General features: G+C 70.7%; 15 protein-coding genes. 12 read left to right on the plus strand and 3 right to left on the minus strand.

Annotated elements, in window-relative coordinates; genetic code table 11:
- Positions 1-6: 6 nt before the first annotated feature.
- From YWW_RS28750 to YWW_RS28760, 3 genes are all read right to left on the minus strand, one after another.
- Entirely contained in the window at positions 7-636 is a 630-nt protein-coding gene (locus YWW_RS28750; RefSeq protein ID WP_051325454.1) for a DUF305 domain-containing protein, read from the minus strand.
- 6 nt (positions 637-642) lie between these two features.
- Positions 643-1,539, minus strand: coding sequence for a thioredoxin-like domain-containing protein (locus tag YWW_RS33815; protein ID WP_051325455.1), 897 nt, complete (start codon positions 1,537-1,539; stop codon positions 643-645).
- A 167-nt stretch (positions 1,540-1,706) separates the two neighbouring features.
- The gene (locus YWW_RS28760) at positions 1,707-2,408 is read right to left on the minus strand and encodes a thioredoxin-like domain-containing protein (protein ID WP_051325456.1); all 702 of its coding nucleotides are present in this window, start codon (positions 2,406-2,408) and stop codon (positions 1,707-1,709) included.
- 129 nt (positions 2,409-2,537) lie between these two features.
- Here YWW_RS28760 and argS point away from each other — a divergent pair, with 129 nt between their 5' ends.
- The 12 genes from argS (at position 2,538) to YWW_RS28775 (ending at position 15,702) form a co-directional block, all read left to right on the plus strand.
- Positions 2,538-4,187 carry an arginine--tRNA ligase gene (gene argS / locus YWW_RS0106730; RefSeq protein WP_026929514.1) on the plus strand — a complete coding sequence of 550 codons (1,650 nt, stop codon included), beginning with the start codon at positions 2,538-2,540 and terminating at the stop codon, positions 4,185-4,187.
- On the plus strand, positions 4,187-5,584 hold the full coding sequence (gene lysA / locus YWW_RS0106735) for a diaminopimelate decarboxylase (RefSeq protein WP_026929515.1): 1,398 nt from the start codon (positions 4,187-4,189) through the stop codon (positions 5,582-5,584). Before argS ends, lysA begins: the two co-directional genes overlap by 1 nt.
- 24 nt (positions 5,585-5,608) lie before the next feature.
- Complete coding sequence (locus YWW_RS0106740; protein ID WP_026929516.1) at positions 5,609-6,886, plus strand: homoserine dehydrogenase; 1,278 nt, start codon at positions 5,609-5,611, stop codon at positions 6,884-6,886.
- A 22-nt stretch (positions 6,887-6,908) separates the two neighbouring features.
- Positions 6,909-8,012, plus strand: coding sequence for a threonine synthase (gene thrC / locus YWW_RS0106745; RefSeq protein WP_051325457.1), 1,104 nt, complete (start codon positions 6,909-6,911; stop codon positions 8,010-8,012).
- Positions 8,012-8,923 carry a homoserine kinase gene (gene thrB, locus YWW_RS28765; protein WP_051325458.1) on the plus strand — a complete coding sequence of 304 codons (912 nt, stop codon included), beginning with the start codon at positions 8,012-8,014 and terminating at the stop codon, positions 8,921-8,923. Before thrC ends, thrB begins: the two co-directional genes overlap by 1 nt.
- Positions 8,924-9,602: 679 nt before the next feature.
- Positions 9,603-11,552 carry a transcription termination factor Rho gene (gene rho, locus YWW_RS0106755; RefSeq protein ID WP_081687245.1) on the plus strand — a complete coding sequence of 650 codons (1,950 nt, stop codon included), beginning with the start codon at positions 9,603-9,605 and terminating at the stop codon, positions 11,550-11,552.
- Positions 11,553-11,740: 188 nt separating this feature from the next.
- Complete coding sequence (gene rpmE / locus YWW_RS0106760) at positions 11,741-11,965, plus strand: 50S ribosomal protein L31 (RefSeq protein ID WP_026929519.1); 225 nt, start codon at positions 11,741-11,743, stop codon at positions 11,963-11,965.
- Between the two features lie 124 nt (positions 11,966-12,089).
- Positions 12,090-13,178 carry a peptide chain release factor 1 gene (gene prfA, locus YWW_RS0106765; RefSeq protein ID WP_026929520.1) on the plus strand — a complete coding sequence of 363 codons (1,089 nt, stop codon included), beginning with the start codon at positions 12,090-12,092 and terminating at the stop codon, positions 13,176-13,178.
- Entirely contained in the window at positions 13,168-14,031 is an 864-nt protein-coding gene (gene prmC, locus YWW_RS0106770; RefSeq protein WP_026929521.1) for a peptide chain release factor N(5)-glutamine methyltransferase, read from the plus strand. Before prfA ends, prmC begins: the two co-directional genes overlap by 11 nt.
- Entirely contained in the window at positions 14,028-14,741 is a 714-nt protein-coding gene (locus tag YWW_RS28770; RefSeq protein ID WP_051325459.1) for an L-threonylcarbamoyladenylate synthase, read from the plus strand. Before prmC ends, YWW_RS28770 begins: the two co-directional genes overlap by 4 nt.
- Positions 14,738-15,304, plus strand: coding sequence for an arsenate reductase/protein-tyrosine-phosphatase family protein (locus YWW_RS0106780; RefSeq protein WP_026929522.1), 567 nt, complete (start codon positions 14,738-14,740; stop codon positions 15,302-15,304). The genes YWW_RS28770 and YWW_RS0106780 overlap by 4 nt, the downstream gene beginning before the upstream one ends.
- A complete protein-coding gene (locus tag YWW_RS28775) occupies positions 15,301-15,702 on the plus strand; it encodes a hypothetical protein (protein WP_051325460.1) in 402 nt (133 codons plus the stop codon). The genes YWW_RS0106780 and YWW_RS28775 overlap by 4 nt, the downstream gene beginning before the upstream one ends.
- Positions 15,703-15,753 lie beyond the last annotated feature (51 nt).

Below are 15,753 nucleotides of genomic sequence, written 5' to 3' on the forward strand. Positions count from 1 at the left end.
CCGCCCCTATTCCGTTTCCGTGCCTTCGGCGGCGGCGAGGATCCGTTCGAGGTGGCCCTCCATGTTCGCGATCTCGCCCTTCTGGACGGTGATCATCCGGCTCGCCGCGCCGACGACCGTCTCGTCGTCGCTCAGCTCGACGACGGTCTCGGCCATCTCGATGCCGCCGATGTGGTGGTCGATCATCAGCTCGGCGAACATGACGTCCGCTTCATAGCCGGTGAGCTGCTGGAACTCGGCCATCTCCGCGTCGGTGGCCATGCCGGCCATCAGGCCGCCGTCCTCCGCGCCGTGGGCGTGCTCCTCGCCGGCCCACGCCATCGGCTCGCCGCTGCTCAGCTGGACGTCCCACTCGCGCAGCCACGACCGCATCATCCCGATCTCGGCGGCCTGCGCGGTGGCGATGTCGTAGGCGATCGCGCGCATCGCCTCGTCCTCGCCGTTCTGCCACTCGTACATGGCCATCGCGACGGCCTGCTGGTGGTGGGTCTGCATGTCGCGCGCGAAGCCGGCCTCGGGGGAGTCGTTGCCGGGCGTCGCGGTGGCGCTCACCCACCCGATCGCGAACCCGGCGCCGAGCATCAGCACGGCGGCGATCGCGACCAGGACGGCGGGCTTCTGCCACAGACGGCTCATTCGGGGCTAGCCCTCTCCTTCGGCGGGGGCGCTGCTCTCCATCTCCTCGAGCAGTGCCGCCATCTCCTCTTCGGTCATGTCAGTCTCGCTCCCGCCGGTGGCCGCCTGCGTGGTGGACACGCCGCCCGTGCAGGTGGCGTTCATCTCGGCGAGGTTGTCGCCGTTCTGGATGTAGTAGTTGAGGAACTCGTCGATCTTCGCGTCGTCGGCCGAGTCGGTCTGGTACTGCACGCCCCACGCCTGGAGCGAGACGGCGACGCCCTGGCCGGGGTAGGGGCTCATGAGGCTGTAGTCGCGGCCCTCGATCTTCGAGGACAGGGCGGCGACCTGGTCGTCGTCGACGAGCTCGGGGTCGTAGGTCAGCCACACCGCGCCGTGCTCGAGGGAGTGGACGGCGTTGCCGTCGGCGATCGGCTCGGCGTAGACCGTGCCGGTGCAGGTCTGCCACTGGCTCAGGTGGTTGCCGCCCGCGGGCGGGGTGACCTCGTAGGTGGGCGTGTCGTTGGTGGTGTCCTCGTCGGCGTCGAGGTGGTTCTGCTGCATCACCCACGGGTGCTCGAGGTCCTCGGCGGTGATGTCGCCGTCGTCGATCGCCTCGGACGCTTCCTGGTAGTTCGCGTACTCGCCGTAGAAGTCGGTGACGCCTTCCGGCGGCCGGCTGCGGTCCCAGACGACGAACACGGCCGCGGCGATGAGGCCGAGCGCGACCACGCCGACGGCGGAGAAGGTGAGGATGAGCCCCCACGGCTTCGGCTGGGCGACCTGGACGGCGCGGCCCTTGCGACCCGCGTTCTTAGCGGATTTCGAAGCCGTGCCCTTGGCGGACTTCGAGCCCGCGTTCTTAGCGGACTTCGACGCCGCGTTCTTCGCGGACTTCGAGGAGGTTTGCTTCTTGGATGCCATTTCGCGCGGAGAGCCTTATTCGTCGACTTCGGGATGGTAGCGGCGGCGACGCCGGAAGTGACCCCGGTGATGCTCGCTCGCGTACGCCACCTTACCCGGTCGCATGACAGCGCCGTTCCGGAGAGTTGCTCGTACCACGTCGAGCGGCGTCCGCGGCGGGAGCGCGATCACTCCGCGAGCGCGAGGTTGCCGCCCGCGCAGGTCGCGTTCGGCTCGGGGTTGTACGCCTCGTTGAGGATGTAGGCGTCCAGGTAGGCGTCGATGTTCGGATCCGCAGGGTCCTCGGTCCGGTACTGGTTGCCCCACGACTGGAGCGAGACGGCGACGCCCTGGCCGGGGTAGGGGCTCATGAGGCTGTAGTCGCGGCCCTCGATCTTCTCGGCCAGCGACGCGATCTGCGCCTCGTCGACGAGCTCGGGGTCGTAGGTCAGCCACACCGCGCCGTGCTCCATCGAGTGGACGGCGTTGGCGTCGACGATCGGCCCGTCGTAGACCGTGCCGGTGCAGGTCTGCCAGATGCTCAGGTGGTTCCCGCCCGCCGGCGGCGTCGTCTGGTAGCTCGGGAGCGTGCCGTCCCAGTTCGCGGAGGCGTCGACGTGGTCCTGCTGCACCACCCAGGGGTGCTCGAGGTCCTCGGCGGTGACCTCGCCGCCGTCGATCGCGGCCATCGCGGTCGGGTAGTCGGCGTGCTCGCCGTAGAAGTTCTGCACGCCTTCGACCTCGGCCGGCGCCTCCTGCGCGGCCGTCTCGTCGGCGACCTCGGAGCCGGTGCCGCCGGAACCGGAGTCCGATTCGGCGCCGCACCCGGCGGCGAAGACCGCGACGCAGGCGGCGGCCAGGACGGCGGAGCGGGAACGGGCGGTGATCATGGCCGGGGCCTTCCAGTCGATGCCGGGACGCAATGGAGCTTACCGGCCGCGCCTCACGGCGCCGCGCAAGCGCGCCACAACCGGGTTTATCGCTCGCGGGCGCCGAAGCCCGGCGTCTAGGATTGCCTGGTGACTCCAGAGACGCTCGCAGAGAAAGTGCTGTCCGCCACGCGCGCCGCGTTCGCCGACCTCGGCCTCGACGCCACCGCGCTGCCCGCCGAAACGGCCGTGGAGCGACCCCGAAACCCCGAGCACGGGGACTACGCCTCCACGATCGCCCTCCAGGTGGCCAAGAAGGCCGGCACGAATCCGCGAGCGCTGGCCCAGGAGATCGCCGCCAGACTGGCCGAGCTCGACGGCGTCGCGAAGACCGACATCGCCGGCCCCGGCTTCCTCAACATCACGCTCGACGCCGCCGCCTCCGGCGGCATCGCCGGGCAGATCGTGATCGCCGGCACCGCCTACGGCTACAACGAGTCGATGAAGGGCGCGCACGTCAACCTCGAGTTCGTCTCGGCGAACCCGACCGGGCCGGTCCACGCGGGCGGCACCCGCTGGGCGGCCGTGGGCGACGCCCTCGCCCGAGTCATGCGCGCCTCCGGCGCGAAGGTGACCTCCGAGTACTACTTCAACGACGCCGGATCCCAGATCGACCGCTTCGCGAACTCGCTGCTGGCCCGCGCCAAGGGCGAGCCGGTCCCCGAGGACGGCTACGGCGGCGCCTACGTCGACGAGATCGCCACCGAGGTCCTGAACCGGCATCCCGACGCGCTCGAGTCCGAGAACCCCCGGGAGGTGTTCCGCGTCGCCGGGGTGGAGCTGATGTTCAACGAGATCAAGACCACCCTCGCCGACTTCGGCACGCACTTCGACGTGTACTTCAACGAGAAGGAGCTCCACGACCAGGGCGAGCTCGACGCCGCCCTGGAACGGCTGTCCAAGCTCGGCCACGTCTTCGAGGCCGAGGGCGCGACCTGGCTGCGCACCACCGAGTTCGGCGACGACAAGGACCGGGTGCTCAAGAAGTCCGACGGCTCGTGGACCTACTTCGCCGCCGACTGCGCCTACTATCTGAACAAGCGCGAGCGCGGCTTCGGCAAGCTCGTGCTCATGCTCGGGGCCGACCACCACGGCTACGTGGGCCGGATGCAGGCGATCAGCCGGGCCTTCGGCGACGAGCCGGGCACCCTGGAGATCCTCATCGGCCAGATGGTCAACCTCTTGCAGGAGGGCCGACCGGTGCGGATGTCCAAGCGCATGGGGACCGTGGTGACCTTGGAGGACGTCGTCGAGGCCATCGGCGTCGACGCCACCCGCTACGCGCTCACCCGCTACTCGGCCGACTCGCCGATCGACCTCGACATCGACCTGTGGACCAAGCACGGCAACGAGAACCCGGTCTACTACGTGCAGTACGCGCACTCGCGCACCCACGGCGTGCTCCGCAACGCCGCCGAGCGCGGCGTCGCGAAGGGCGACGGCTACGACGCCTCGCTCCTGACGCACCCGCGCGAGTCCGACCTGCTCAAGGCCCTCGCCGAGTTCCCGGCCACGGTCGCCACCGCGGCCGAGCTGCGCGAGCCGCACCGGGTGGCCCGCTACGCCGAGGAACTGGCCGGCGCCTACCACCGGTTCCAGCACGACTGCCGGGTCCTGCCGGTCGGCGACGAACCCCAGACGCCCACCGGCCGGGCCCGCCTGTGGCTGGTCGACGCGACCCGCGTCGTCCTCGCCAACGCGCTCGACCTGCTCGGCGTCTCGGCCCCGGAGCGCATGTGATGCACATTCACGAAGCCGGCGCGATGCACGGCGACTTCTCCGCCCTGAGCCCCGCCTGGCTGGGCGTGCCCGACGACGTCAACGCGCTGCTGCCGCAGCTGTGGGCCTCCGGCGTCGAACGCTCCGACGAGGGCGTCCTGCGCGTCGGAGGCGTCCCGGTCGGCGAGCTGGCCGCCGAGTTCGGCACCCCGGCCTACGTCCTCGACGAGGACGACTTCCGCGCCCGCTGCCGCGCCTGGTCCAAGGCCTTCACCGGCGCCGACGTGTTCTACGCCGCGAAGGCGTTCTGCTCCAAGGCCGTGCTCCGCGCCGCGGTCGAGGAGGGCCTGAACGTCGACGTGTGCACCGCCGGGGAGCTGGCCGTCGCGCTCGCCGCCGGGATCGAGCCCTACCGCCTCGGCTACCACGGGAACAACAAGTCCCTCGCCGAGCTGCGGCAGGCCGTCGAGCTGCGGGTCGGGCGCATCGTCGCCGACTCCTACACCGAGATCGAGCGCCTCGACGCGATCGGCGCCGAGCTGGGCGTCCGGCCGCACGTCATGGTCCGCGTCAACGTCGGCGTCGAGGCCCACACGCACGAGTACATCGCCACCGCCCACGAGGACCAGAAGTTCGGCTTCTCGCTGGCCGACGGCGACGCCCACGAGGCCGCGCGCCGCGTCGCGGCCTCCCCGAACATGTACCTGGCGGGCCTGCACTCCCACATCGGCTCCCAGATCTTCGACACCTCCGCGTTCGAGGTCTCGGCCGCGCGCCTGGTGCGCCTGTTCGCGCAGCTCCAAGGCGAGATCGACGAGCCGATGGGCGAGCTCGACCTCGGCGGCGGCTTCGGCATGGCCTACACGAGCCAGGACGACCCGCAGCCGCCCGCCGACATCGCCGCCTCGCTCGGCAAGATCGTCGAGGCCGAGTGCGGAGCGGCGGGCCTCCCCGTCCCGCGCCTGTCGATCGAGCCCGGCCGCACCCTCATCGGCCCGGCCGTGTTCACGCTGTACGAGGTCGGCACCGTCAAACCCGTCACCCTCTCGCAGGGCGCTTCGCGCCTGTACGTGTCGGTCGACGGCGGCATGAGCGACAACATCCGGCCCGCGCTCTACGACGCCTCCTACTCGGCCACGCTCGCCTCGCGCGCCTCGCGGGCCGCCCCGGTGCTGGCCCGAGTAGTGGGAAAGCATTGCGAAGCGGGCGACATAGTTGTTAAAGATGAATTCCTACCCGCCGACGTCGCTCCGGGCGACCTGATCGCCGTGCCGGGCACCGGCGCCTACTGCCGGTCCATGGGCTCGAACTACAACCACGTGCCCCGCCCGCCCGTCATCGCGGTCCGCCACGGCGAAGCCCGAGTGATCCTCGCCCGCGAAACGGTCGACGACCTCCTGCGCCTCGACGTCGGCTGAGCTCACCAGAAAGGGAATCGGCGAATGAAACTCGCGCTACTCGGATGCGGCACCGTCGGCAGTGAAGTCGTGCGCCTCATGCGAATGCGCGAGGAGGAGCTGGCCGCCCGAGTGGGGGAGCCCGTCGAGATCGCCGGGATCGCCGTCCGGCGCGCGGGCCGGGACCGCTCGCACCTGCCGGTCGACCGGTCCCTGTTCACCACCGACGCCTTCGGCCTGATCAAGCGCGAGGACGTCGACATCGTCGTCGAGGTCGCCGGCGGCATCGAGCCGGCCCGCAGCTGGATCACCACCGCCCTCGGCGAGGGCAAGTCCGTGGTGACCGCCAACAAGGCGCTCCTGGCCGAGGACATGCCCGCGATGGCCGCCGCCGCGAAGGCCGGCGGCGCCGACCTCTACTACGAGGCCGCCGCCGCGGCGGCGATCCCGCTCATGCGCCCGCTGCGCGAATCGCTCCACGGCGACACGATCAAACGGGTCCTCGGCATCGTCAACGGCACCACCAACTACATCTGCACCCGGATGACGCAGACCGGGACCGGCTTCGCCGAGGCGCTCGCCGAGGCCACCGAGCTGGGCTACGCCGAGGCCGACCCGACCGCCGACGTCGACGGCTACGACGCCGCCGCCAAGGCCGCGCTCATCGCCTCCCTGGCCTTCCACACCCACGTCGACCTCTCCGAGGTCTACCGGGAGGGCGTCACCGGCGTCACCCCGGCCGACATCGCCTCAGCCGCCGCCGAGGGCCGCGTCGTCAAGCCGCTGTGCATCGCCACCCGCGAGGAGGACGGCGTCTCGGTGCGCGTCCACCCGGCGATGATCCCGGCCACGCATCCGCTCGCCAACGTCAACGGCGCCTACAACGCGGTGTTCGTCGAGGCCGAGTCGGCCGGGCGGCTCATGTTCTACGGGGCGGGAGCCGGGGGGACCGAGACGGCCTCGGCCGTGCTCGGCGATATCGTGGCCGTAGCGCGCAACAAGCGCGGTGGGATCACGGCGTTCCCTCCTGAGGCCGCCTACTCGGACGTGCCGGTGAAACCCATCGGCGAGGCCCGGACCCGCTACCACGTCAGTCTCGACGTCGTCGACGAGCCCGGCGTGCTCGCCCGCGTGGCGGCCACGTTCGCCCACCACGGGGTCAGCCTCGCCACCGTCCACCAGTCGGGCCGGGGCGACGATGCCCAGCTCGTCGTGGTGACCCACATCGCCGCTGACCGGCAGCTGTCGGACACGGTTGAGGAACTGTCGCAATTGGCACTGGTGCACCAGGTCACCAGCGTCATGCGCGTCGAAGGAGAATAAGGACGACATGTCCGAATCTGCCATGCGCCCACCCGTCTCCCACCACCACCCGAACCGGAGTGAACGCTGTACTCAGCCGGGGTGGCGCGGCCTCATCGAGGAATTCCGAGACCGGCTTCCGGTCACCGACGCCACCCCCGTGGTGACGCTCCAAGAGGGCGGGACGCCGCTGCTGCCCGCGCCGGTCCTGTCCGAGAAGACCGGCTGCGACGTCTACCTCAAGATCGAAGGGCTCAACCCGACCGGCTCGTTCAAGGACCGCGGCATGACCATGGCCGTCTCCAAGGCCGTCGAGGAGGGCTCGAAGGCCGTCATCTGCGCCTCCACCGGCAACACCTCGGCCTCGGCCGCCGCCTACGCCGCCCGCGCGGGCATCACCTGCGCCGTGCTCGTCCCGGCCGGGAAGATCGCCCTCGGCAAGCTCGCCCAGGCCCTCGTCCACGGCGCGAAGCTGCTCCAGCTCGACGGGAACTTCGACGACTGCCTGGCCGTCGCCGACAAGCTCTCGCAGGACTACCCGGTCACCCTGGTCAACCACCTCAACCGCAACCGGATCCTCGGGCAGAAGACCGCGGCGTACGAGATCGTCCAGGTCCTCGGCGACGCCCCCGACGTCCACTGCCTGCCGGTCGGCAACGCGGGGAACATCACCGCCTATTGGCTGGGGTACAACGAGGACTTCGCCGACGGCGCGGCCACCAGGCGGCCCCGGATGCTCGGCGTCCAGGCCGCCGGGGCGGCCCCGATCGTGAACGGCCGGGTCGTGGAGCACCCGCAGACCATCGCCACCGCCATCCGCATCGGCAACCCCGCCTCGTGGGCCAAGGCCCTCGACGCGGAGAAGGAGTCGGGCGGGAAGATCATCGCCGCCACCGACCGCGAGATCCACGCCGCCTACATGCTGCTGGCCCGCTCGGAGGGCGTCTTCGTCGAACTCGCCAGCGCCGCCTCGGTGGCCGGGCTGCTCAAGCAGGCCGAAGCCGGTTGGCTCGACAGAGGACAGACGGTGGTGTGCACGGTGACCGGCAACGGGCTCAAGGACCCCGACTGGGCCGTCTCCACCGCGCCCCAGCCGCAGACGGTGCCCGTCGACGTCGTGCAGACCGCCACCGCTTTGGGCCTCTGATGACGACGGGTTCGGCCACCGTGCGGGTCCCGGCGACCTCCGCCAACCTCGGGCCGGGCTTCGACTCGCTCGGTCTCGCACTGGGTCTGTTCGACGAGGTGACCGCCACGGCGCTCGAAGGCGCGAGCGGCGGCGTCACGGTCGAAGTGGAGGGTGAGGGCGCCGGCACCGTCGCCTCCGACGAGCGCCACCTCGTCGCCGCCGCCATGCTGCGCGCCTTCGACGCCATCGGCGTCCAGGCGCCGGAGTTGAAGCTCAAGTGCCGCAACAAGATTCCGCACGCACGCGGCCTCGGCTCCTCCTCGGCGGCGATCGTCGCCGGGATCATGCTCGCCGACGCGCTGGCCGGCGGCGGCATGAGCCGCGCCGAGCAGCTCGCGCTGGCCGGTGAGATCGAAGGCCATCCGGACAATGTGGCGCCGTGCCTCCTGGGCGGCTTCACCATCGCCTACACCACTGAGGACGGATCTCGGGCGGTCAGCCTCGAGCCCTCCCCGCGCGTGCACCCGTGGGTGTTCGTGCCCGAGAGCAAAGGCCTGACGGCGGCCGCCCGCGCGGCGCTGCCCGAGCGCGTCCCGTACGCCGACGCCGTCTTCAACCTCTCGCGGGCCGCGCTCCTGGTCGACGCCATCACCCGCAAGCCCTCGCGGCTGCTCGACGCCACCGGTGACCGGCTTCACCAGTCGCGGCGGGCGGAGGGAATGCCGGAGAGCGCGCGATTGTTGGAACAGTTGCGTGCCGCCGGTGTGGCGGCCGCGATCTCAGGCGCGGGACCGACCGTCATCGCGCTGAGCGTGGACGGCGGGCCGAATTCCGAAGGCCTGTCCGCTTTCGCGCCGGCGGGGTTCGAGGTCATGCGCCTGGACGTCGCGGGCGGCGCCGCGGTCGTCGCGAGTCGGGTAGACTCATGACTCGCGAACATCACGGACGGGGCCGGTCGACGGCTCCGCGAACCGTCACGGCGAAGCTTGAGAGCCGCGCGTCGGCACCCTCAAGTGAGCGGACGAACAGCTCCTCAGGAGGCGCTCAGCTCGGAAAACGAGTGATCCTCGGGTCTGTTGGTGGCGGTGGGCCGGGTGCGCTACTATTCCTCGTAGACGACCACCCGGTGTCGTGACTGCTTGAAGCCTTGATTATGCTTGTAGTCACAACAGCTGCGGCGCATCCAGCGCACGCCTGATCTCTTGTTTGGGTCATCACCCTCAATCATGGATTTGTGACTTTGCATAGCTCTAGCGTGACATGGCACAGTTCCGACTTCGCATCCGTGGAGTCCCACGTGTGGCGCTGGGGCCTCGGCTCCGGCGAGGATCGCAATCACGTATCGCACCGTGCGCGTCGATCATCTATCGCGGGCCGTCGAGTCGCAGGCCCAGAGGCACCGCCTCATTCGGGACCGTCTGCTCAGCGGACTGCCCCAGGGTGTACCCAGGACCAGCTGTTGCACCACATCCACCGCGACCATTCGACTAGCGCGCGGTGGACGACGCGATGGCGGGACGCAAACCAGAACATCGGCATTGCGGCTATTTGAAAGACGCGGAAACTTCTCGAATTCGATTCGAAGTGCTCCGCCAGGGAAGGAATCCATTGAGCGACACCACCGGCACGACGTCGGACCGGAATAGCAGTGCGGCGTCGGCTCCGGGGGCTCTCCCGGAGACCAAGAAGCGTCGCCGGGCAGGCACCGGTTTGGCCTCTATGCTGATGCCCGAGCTCCAGCAGATGGCGCAATCGCTCGGCATCACCGGCGTTGGCCGGATGCGCAAGAGCGAGCTGATCGCGGCGATCCAGACGCAGCAGGCGAACGGCTCGGAATCCGGCGGTGCCAGCGCAGAACAGGAGGCCCCGCCAGTGCCTGACTCCGAACACACACCGACCACCGAGGCCTCGACGGCCGCCGCCGAAGCCGAGCCCGCCGCGGGCGGCTCCACCGAGGGCGCCGACGCCAAGAACGGCGGCAGCGTCCGCCGCGCCACTCGCCCGGCTGGACCGCCGCAGCCGCGCCGCCGCCAGGAGGCGTCCCGCGACTCCGCCGAGGAGACCGAGACGGCGCCCGCCGCCGACGAGTCCGATGAGGACCGTCCGGTTCGGCGCCGCCGCGTCCGCGGCGAGCGGTCCGAGCAGAACGAGCGCCGCTCCGAGGAGACGGACACCGCTGAGACCGAAGGGCGCCCCGAGCGCCGCGGCGAGCAGCGGGCCGACCGCGACGAACAACGCCAAGTCACGGGTCGCAAGCTCCCCGAGGAGGGCGACCGAGGCGACCGCGACGACCAGAACGAGGGCGGGCGCCGCCGCAAGCGCCGCGACCGCTCCGACCGTCGCCGCTCCAGCGGCAACAACCGCGGCGGCGAGGACTTCGAGCGCGGCAACCAGAACGACGAGCAGCTCGTCCCGGTCGCCGGCATCCTCGACATCCTCGACAACTACGCGTTCATCCGCACCACCGGCTACCTGGCCGGCCCGGACGACGTCTACGTCTCGATGTCGCAGGTGCGCAAGCACCGGCTGCGCCGCGGCGACGCCATCACCGGCGCGGTCAAGCCCGGCCGCGGCGGCGACGAGGGCAACGGCGGCGGTGGCGGCAAGCAGCGCCGTGAGAAGTACAACCCGCTGGTCCGCTTGGACACCGTCAACGGGATGAGCCCTGACGACGCCAAGAACCGCGACGACTTCTACAAGCTCACGCCGCTGTACCCGAACGAGCGCCTGCGCCTGGAGACCGAGCCGAACGCGCTGACCACCCGCGTCATCGACCTGGTGGCCCCGATCGGCAAGGGCCAGCGGGCCCTCATCGTCTCCCCGCCCAAGGCCGGCAAGACGATGGTGCTCCAGGCGATCGCCAATGCGATCACCACGAACAACCCCGAGTGCCACCTCATGGTGGTCCTCGCGGACGAGCGGCCCGAAGAGGTCACCGACATGCAGCGCTCGGTCAAGGGCGAGGTCATCGCCTCGACCTTCGACCGCCCGCCGTCGGACCACACCACCGTCGCCGAACTCGCCATCGAGCGCGCCAAGCGCCTGGTCGAACTCGGACACGACGTGGTCGTGCTCCTCGACTCCATCACGCGGCTCGGCCGGGCGTACAACAACGCCTCGCCCGCCTCGGGGCGGATCCTGTCGGGCGGCATCGACTCGACGGCGCTGTACCCGCCGAAGCGCTTCCTCGGCGCGGCCCGGAACATCGAGCACGGCGGCTCGCTGACGATCCTCGGCACGGCGCTGGTCGAGACCGGCTCCATGGGCGACACGGTCATCTTCGAAGAGTTCAAGGGCACCGGCAACGCCGAGCTCAAGCTCGACCGCAAGATCGCCGAGAAGCGCACCTGGCCGGCCATCGACGTCCACCAGTCGAGCACCCGCAAGGACGAGCTCATGATGAGCCCCGAGGAGCAGGCGGTCATGCTCAAGCTCCGCCGGGTCCTGTCCTCGCTGGAGCCGCAGCAGGCGATCGACCTGCTGCTCGACCGGCTGAAGAAGACGCAGACCAACGCCGAGTTCCTGATGTCGATCGTCAAGCAGTCGACGCCGGACTGAGCCCGGCGGCCGTGAGGCCGCTCCGGCTGAGAGCGGCCTCACGGCTTACCATGGTCAATCGGTGCGCAGGTCGCGCACACGCCAAGCGCCCTGGATTCCGGGGCCCGATGCGGTACCGGTTCACGGCCCGCCCCGCGCGAAGCGCGTTGGCAGGGGCCGACCCGGCGACCGAACAGAGAGGGAAACTCATGAAACAGGGCATCCACCCTGAGTACGTGGTCACCGAGGTGACCTGCTCCTGCGGGAACAGCTTCACCACCCGCTCGACGGAGACCAGCGGGAAGATCCAGGCGGCGACCTGCAACAAGTGCCACCCGTTCTACACGGGCAAGCAGCGCATCCTCGACACCGGCGGCCGCGTGGCCAAGTTCAAGGCCCGCTACGCCAAGGCCCAGGAGAAGGCCGGCAAGTAACTCCGTCCATGACGAAGCTTGCGAGTCATAAATTAGCTCAGCGCAGCGCTCCGTGCCTCCGGGCACGGGCGCTGCGCGTTTTCCGTCCGCTCCTCCACCGGCTTTCGATCCGAAGGGACCGCCCATGTCCACCGCCGCCGACAACCGCCTGGCCTCGCTCCTCGCCGAGTACCACGACCTCGAGGCGCAGATGGGCGACCCGGCCCTGCACGCCGACCCCGGCCAGGCCCGGCGCGTGGGACGCCGCTACGCCGAACTCGGCCCCATCGCCAAGACCGCCGCCGACATCGCCGCCGCCAAGGACGACCTCGAGACCGCCGAGGAGCTCGCCGCCGAGGACGCCGACTTCGCCGACGAGGCCGAGCGGTTGCGGAAGGCCATCCCCGAACTCGAGTCCAAGCTCGCCGAGCTGATGATCCCGCGCGACCCGGACGACTCCAAGGACGTCATCATCGAGATCAAGGCCGGCGCCGGCGGCGAGGAGTCCGGCCTGTTCGCCGGGGACCTCATGCGCATGTACCTGCGCTACTTCGAGCGCCGCGGCTGGGCCGTCGAGACGCTGGAGAGCGTGCCCACCGACCTGGGCGGCATCAAGGACTCCTCGATCGCCGTGCGCACCAAGGGCGCCCCTGAGGGCGGCGACGGCGTGTGGTCCCGCATGAAGTTCGAGGGCGGCGTCCACCGCGTCCAGCGCGTGCCGGTCACCGAGTCCCAGGGGCGCGTGCACACCTCGGCCGCGGCCGTGGTCGTCATGCCCGAGGCCGAAGAGGTCGACGTCGAACTCAACATGAACGACGTCCGCGTCGACGTCTACCGCTCCTCGGGGCCCGGCGGGCAGTCGGTCAACACCACCGACTCGGCCGTGCGGCTCACCCACGAGCCCACCGGCATCGTCGTCACCAGCCAGAACGAGAAGAGCCAGCTCCAGAACAAGGAGGCCGCGCTGCGCGTCCTGCGCGCCCGCCTGCTCGCCAAGCAGCAGGAGGAGGCCGCCGCCGCCGCGGGGGAGGCCAGGCGCTCGCAGGTGCGCACCGCCGACCGCTCCGAGCGAATCCGCACCTACAACTTCCCGCAGAACCGGCTCACCGACCACCGGATCGGCTTCACCGCCTACAACCTCGACCACGTCATGGACGGCGAGCTCGACGAGGTCCTCGACGCCCTCGCCGCCGCCGACCGGGCCGAGCGCATGGCCGGGGGCGATGGACAGTAAGGACGGGGCCTCGCCCTTCAAAACCTGGCGGGAGTTCATCGCCGAGGCGACGGAGCTGCTGGGCGAGGCGGGTGTGCCTTCACCGCGTGTCGACGCGGAGCTGCTGGCCGCTCATGTCACCGGGTTGAAGCGCAGCCAACTGCTGACGGCCGGAGCCCCGACCGCTGGGCAGGCGTTCGTCTTCGTCGGGCTTCTCGAGCGGCGCGGCGCTCGCGAACCGCTCCAGCACCTGACCGGCGCAGCCCCGTTCCGCTACGGCGAGATCGCCGTCGGACCGGGCGTGTTCGTGCCCCGGCCGGAGACCGAACTGCTCGTCGACTGGGCCCTCGAACACCTCCCGGAAGGCGGCGTCGTCATCGACGCCTGCTCCGGCTCGGGCGCGATCGCCCACGCGATCGCCACCGAGCGGACCGACGCCCGCGTGTGGGCCGTCGAGGCCGACCCCGACGCCTTCGAGTGGATGGAGTCGAACCTCGAGGGCACCGGAGCGGTGCCGGTCCTGGCCGACGCCGTCGCGGCGGGCACCCTCGCCGAGCTCGACGGCCTGGTCGACCTCGTCGTCGCCAACCCGCCGTACGTGCCCATGGACATGGAGGTCGCCCCCGAGGTCGACTTCGACCCCTCGGGCGCGGTCTACGCCGACGAGGCGGGACTGGCGGTCATCCAGCCGCTCGCGCTGCGCGCCGCCCGCTGGCTGGCGCCCGGCGGCTGGTACGGCTTCGAGCACGACGACACGCACGGCAAGGCCGCGCCCGAGATCCTGCGGGTCTCCGGTTTCACCGAGGTCGCCGACCACCGGGACCTGGCGGGGCGCTCGCGCTTCGCCACCGGGAGGCTAGGCTTGTCGCCGTGAGGCTGTTCAACTGCAGGAAGATCAAAGACCGCGCCACCGGGCTCAAGTCCGCCGCGCGGGCCGTCGGCGGCGGCAAGCTCGTCGTGATCCCGACCGACACGGTCTACGGGATCGGATGCGACGCCTTCTCCCACGCCGCCGTGCGCGCGCTCCTCGCCGCGAAGGGCCGCGGCAGGGACATGGCCCCGCCGGTGCTCATCGGCTCCAAACGCGCCCTCGACGGGATCGCTTCCGACGTCTCGGCCTCGGCCAAGGAGCTCATCGAGGCGTTCTGGCCCGGCCCGCTCACCGTCGTCGTGCCCTACACCCCGAGCCTGACCTGGGACCTCGGCGACACCGACGGCACCGTCGCGGTGCGGATGCCGCTGCACCCGCTCGCGCTGGAGCTGCTCAAGGAGACCGGCCCGATGGCCGTCTCCTCGGCCAACAAGACCGGGCAGCCGCCCGCCGAGACCGCCGCCGACGCGAAGGCGCAGCTCGGCGCCGACGTCGCGGTCTACCTCGAGGCCGGAGCCTCGGAAGACAACCTCCCGTCGACCATCGTCGACTGCGTCGCCGACCCGCCGCAGGTCCTGCGCGAGGGCGCGCTGACCGTCGAGCAGATCCGCAAGATCGTGCCCGAGGTGCTCGACGCCGACGGCTACGGCCCCGGCGAGCGCCCCGAAGACCGGGAGACCGAGGACGAACTCGCTGAGGAAAGCTCGGAATGAGCGCCGCGCCCTTCACGATCCTCCACGTGTGCACCGGCAACATCTGCCGCTCGCCGATGTCCGAGCGCATCCTCGACGGGCTCACCGGCGACGACGTGCTCAACCACGGCGCGGGCATCTCCAGCTACCACGAGGGCGACCCGATGGAGGCCGATGCCGCGCACGAGCTGGAGGAGCGGGGCTTCGAGCCCGGAGGGCACCGCGCCCGCCACATCGACCGCGCCCACGTCGAGAGCTCGGACCTGATCCTGGTGGCCACCGCCGTGCACCGCGAGTACATCGCCGAGCGCTTCCCCGAAGCCGAGGACCGGACCTTCCTGGTCCGCCAGTTCGGGCGCATCGTCGGCGACATCCTCGAGCGAGGCGCCGCCGAGCTGCCCGACGGCGACGCCGCCGCCAGAGGCAGGGCCCTGGTGGCGCTGGCCTCCAAGCGCCGCGGCGACCACCCCGAGGACGAGCTGTCCGACCCGTGGGGGCTGAGCCGCGCCGTCTACTCCCAGATCGCCGACCAGCTCGAGGACGCGCTCGAACCGGTCGCCGACGCGCTGGAAGGCGACTCGTGAAGGCCGCGCGGGGCTTCTTGAAGCCGTGCTCGGCAGTGGCGGGGATCGCGGTGGTCCTCGCCGCGCTCATCGGCCTCGTCGTCGACGGCGCGGGCGCCGCGGCGGGCGCGGCGGGCGGTGTCGCGCTCGCCTCCCTCGGCTTCGCCGCCTCCGTCTGGGCGGTCGCAGGAGCTGAAAAGATTGACCTACGTCTCACTCTTCCCGTGGCCTTGCTCACGTATGCGGCGAAACTCGGGGTGTTCGGGGCGGCACTGTGGGCGGTCGAGTCCAGTGGCTGGGACGTGTTGTGGCCGATGGCGCTCGGCATCATCGGCGGGGCCCTGGCCTGGCTCACGACCCAGGGAATCTGGCTGTTCAATGCGAAAATCCCCTATATCGAACTCGACGAGCGGGCCTGAGCGCCTCGCCGCGATCGTTTCATTGGGGTTGACAAACGCGCACCACCAGCG

Origin of the sequence: Glycomyces tenuis DSM 44171 (genome assembly GCF_000427885.1) — a bacterium.
In the GTDB taxonomy this organism is placed as follows: domain Bacteria; phylum Actinomycetota; class Actinomycetes; order Mycobacteriales; family Micromonosporaceae; genus Glycomyces; species Glycomyces tenuis.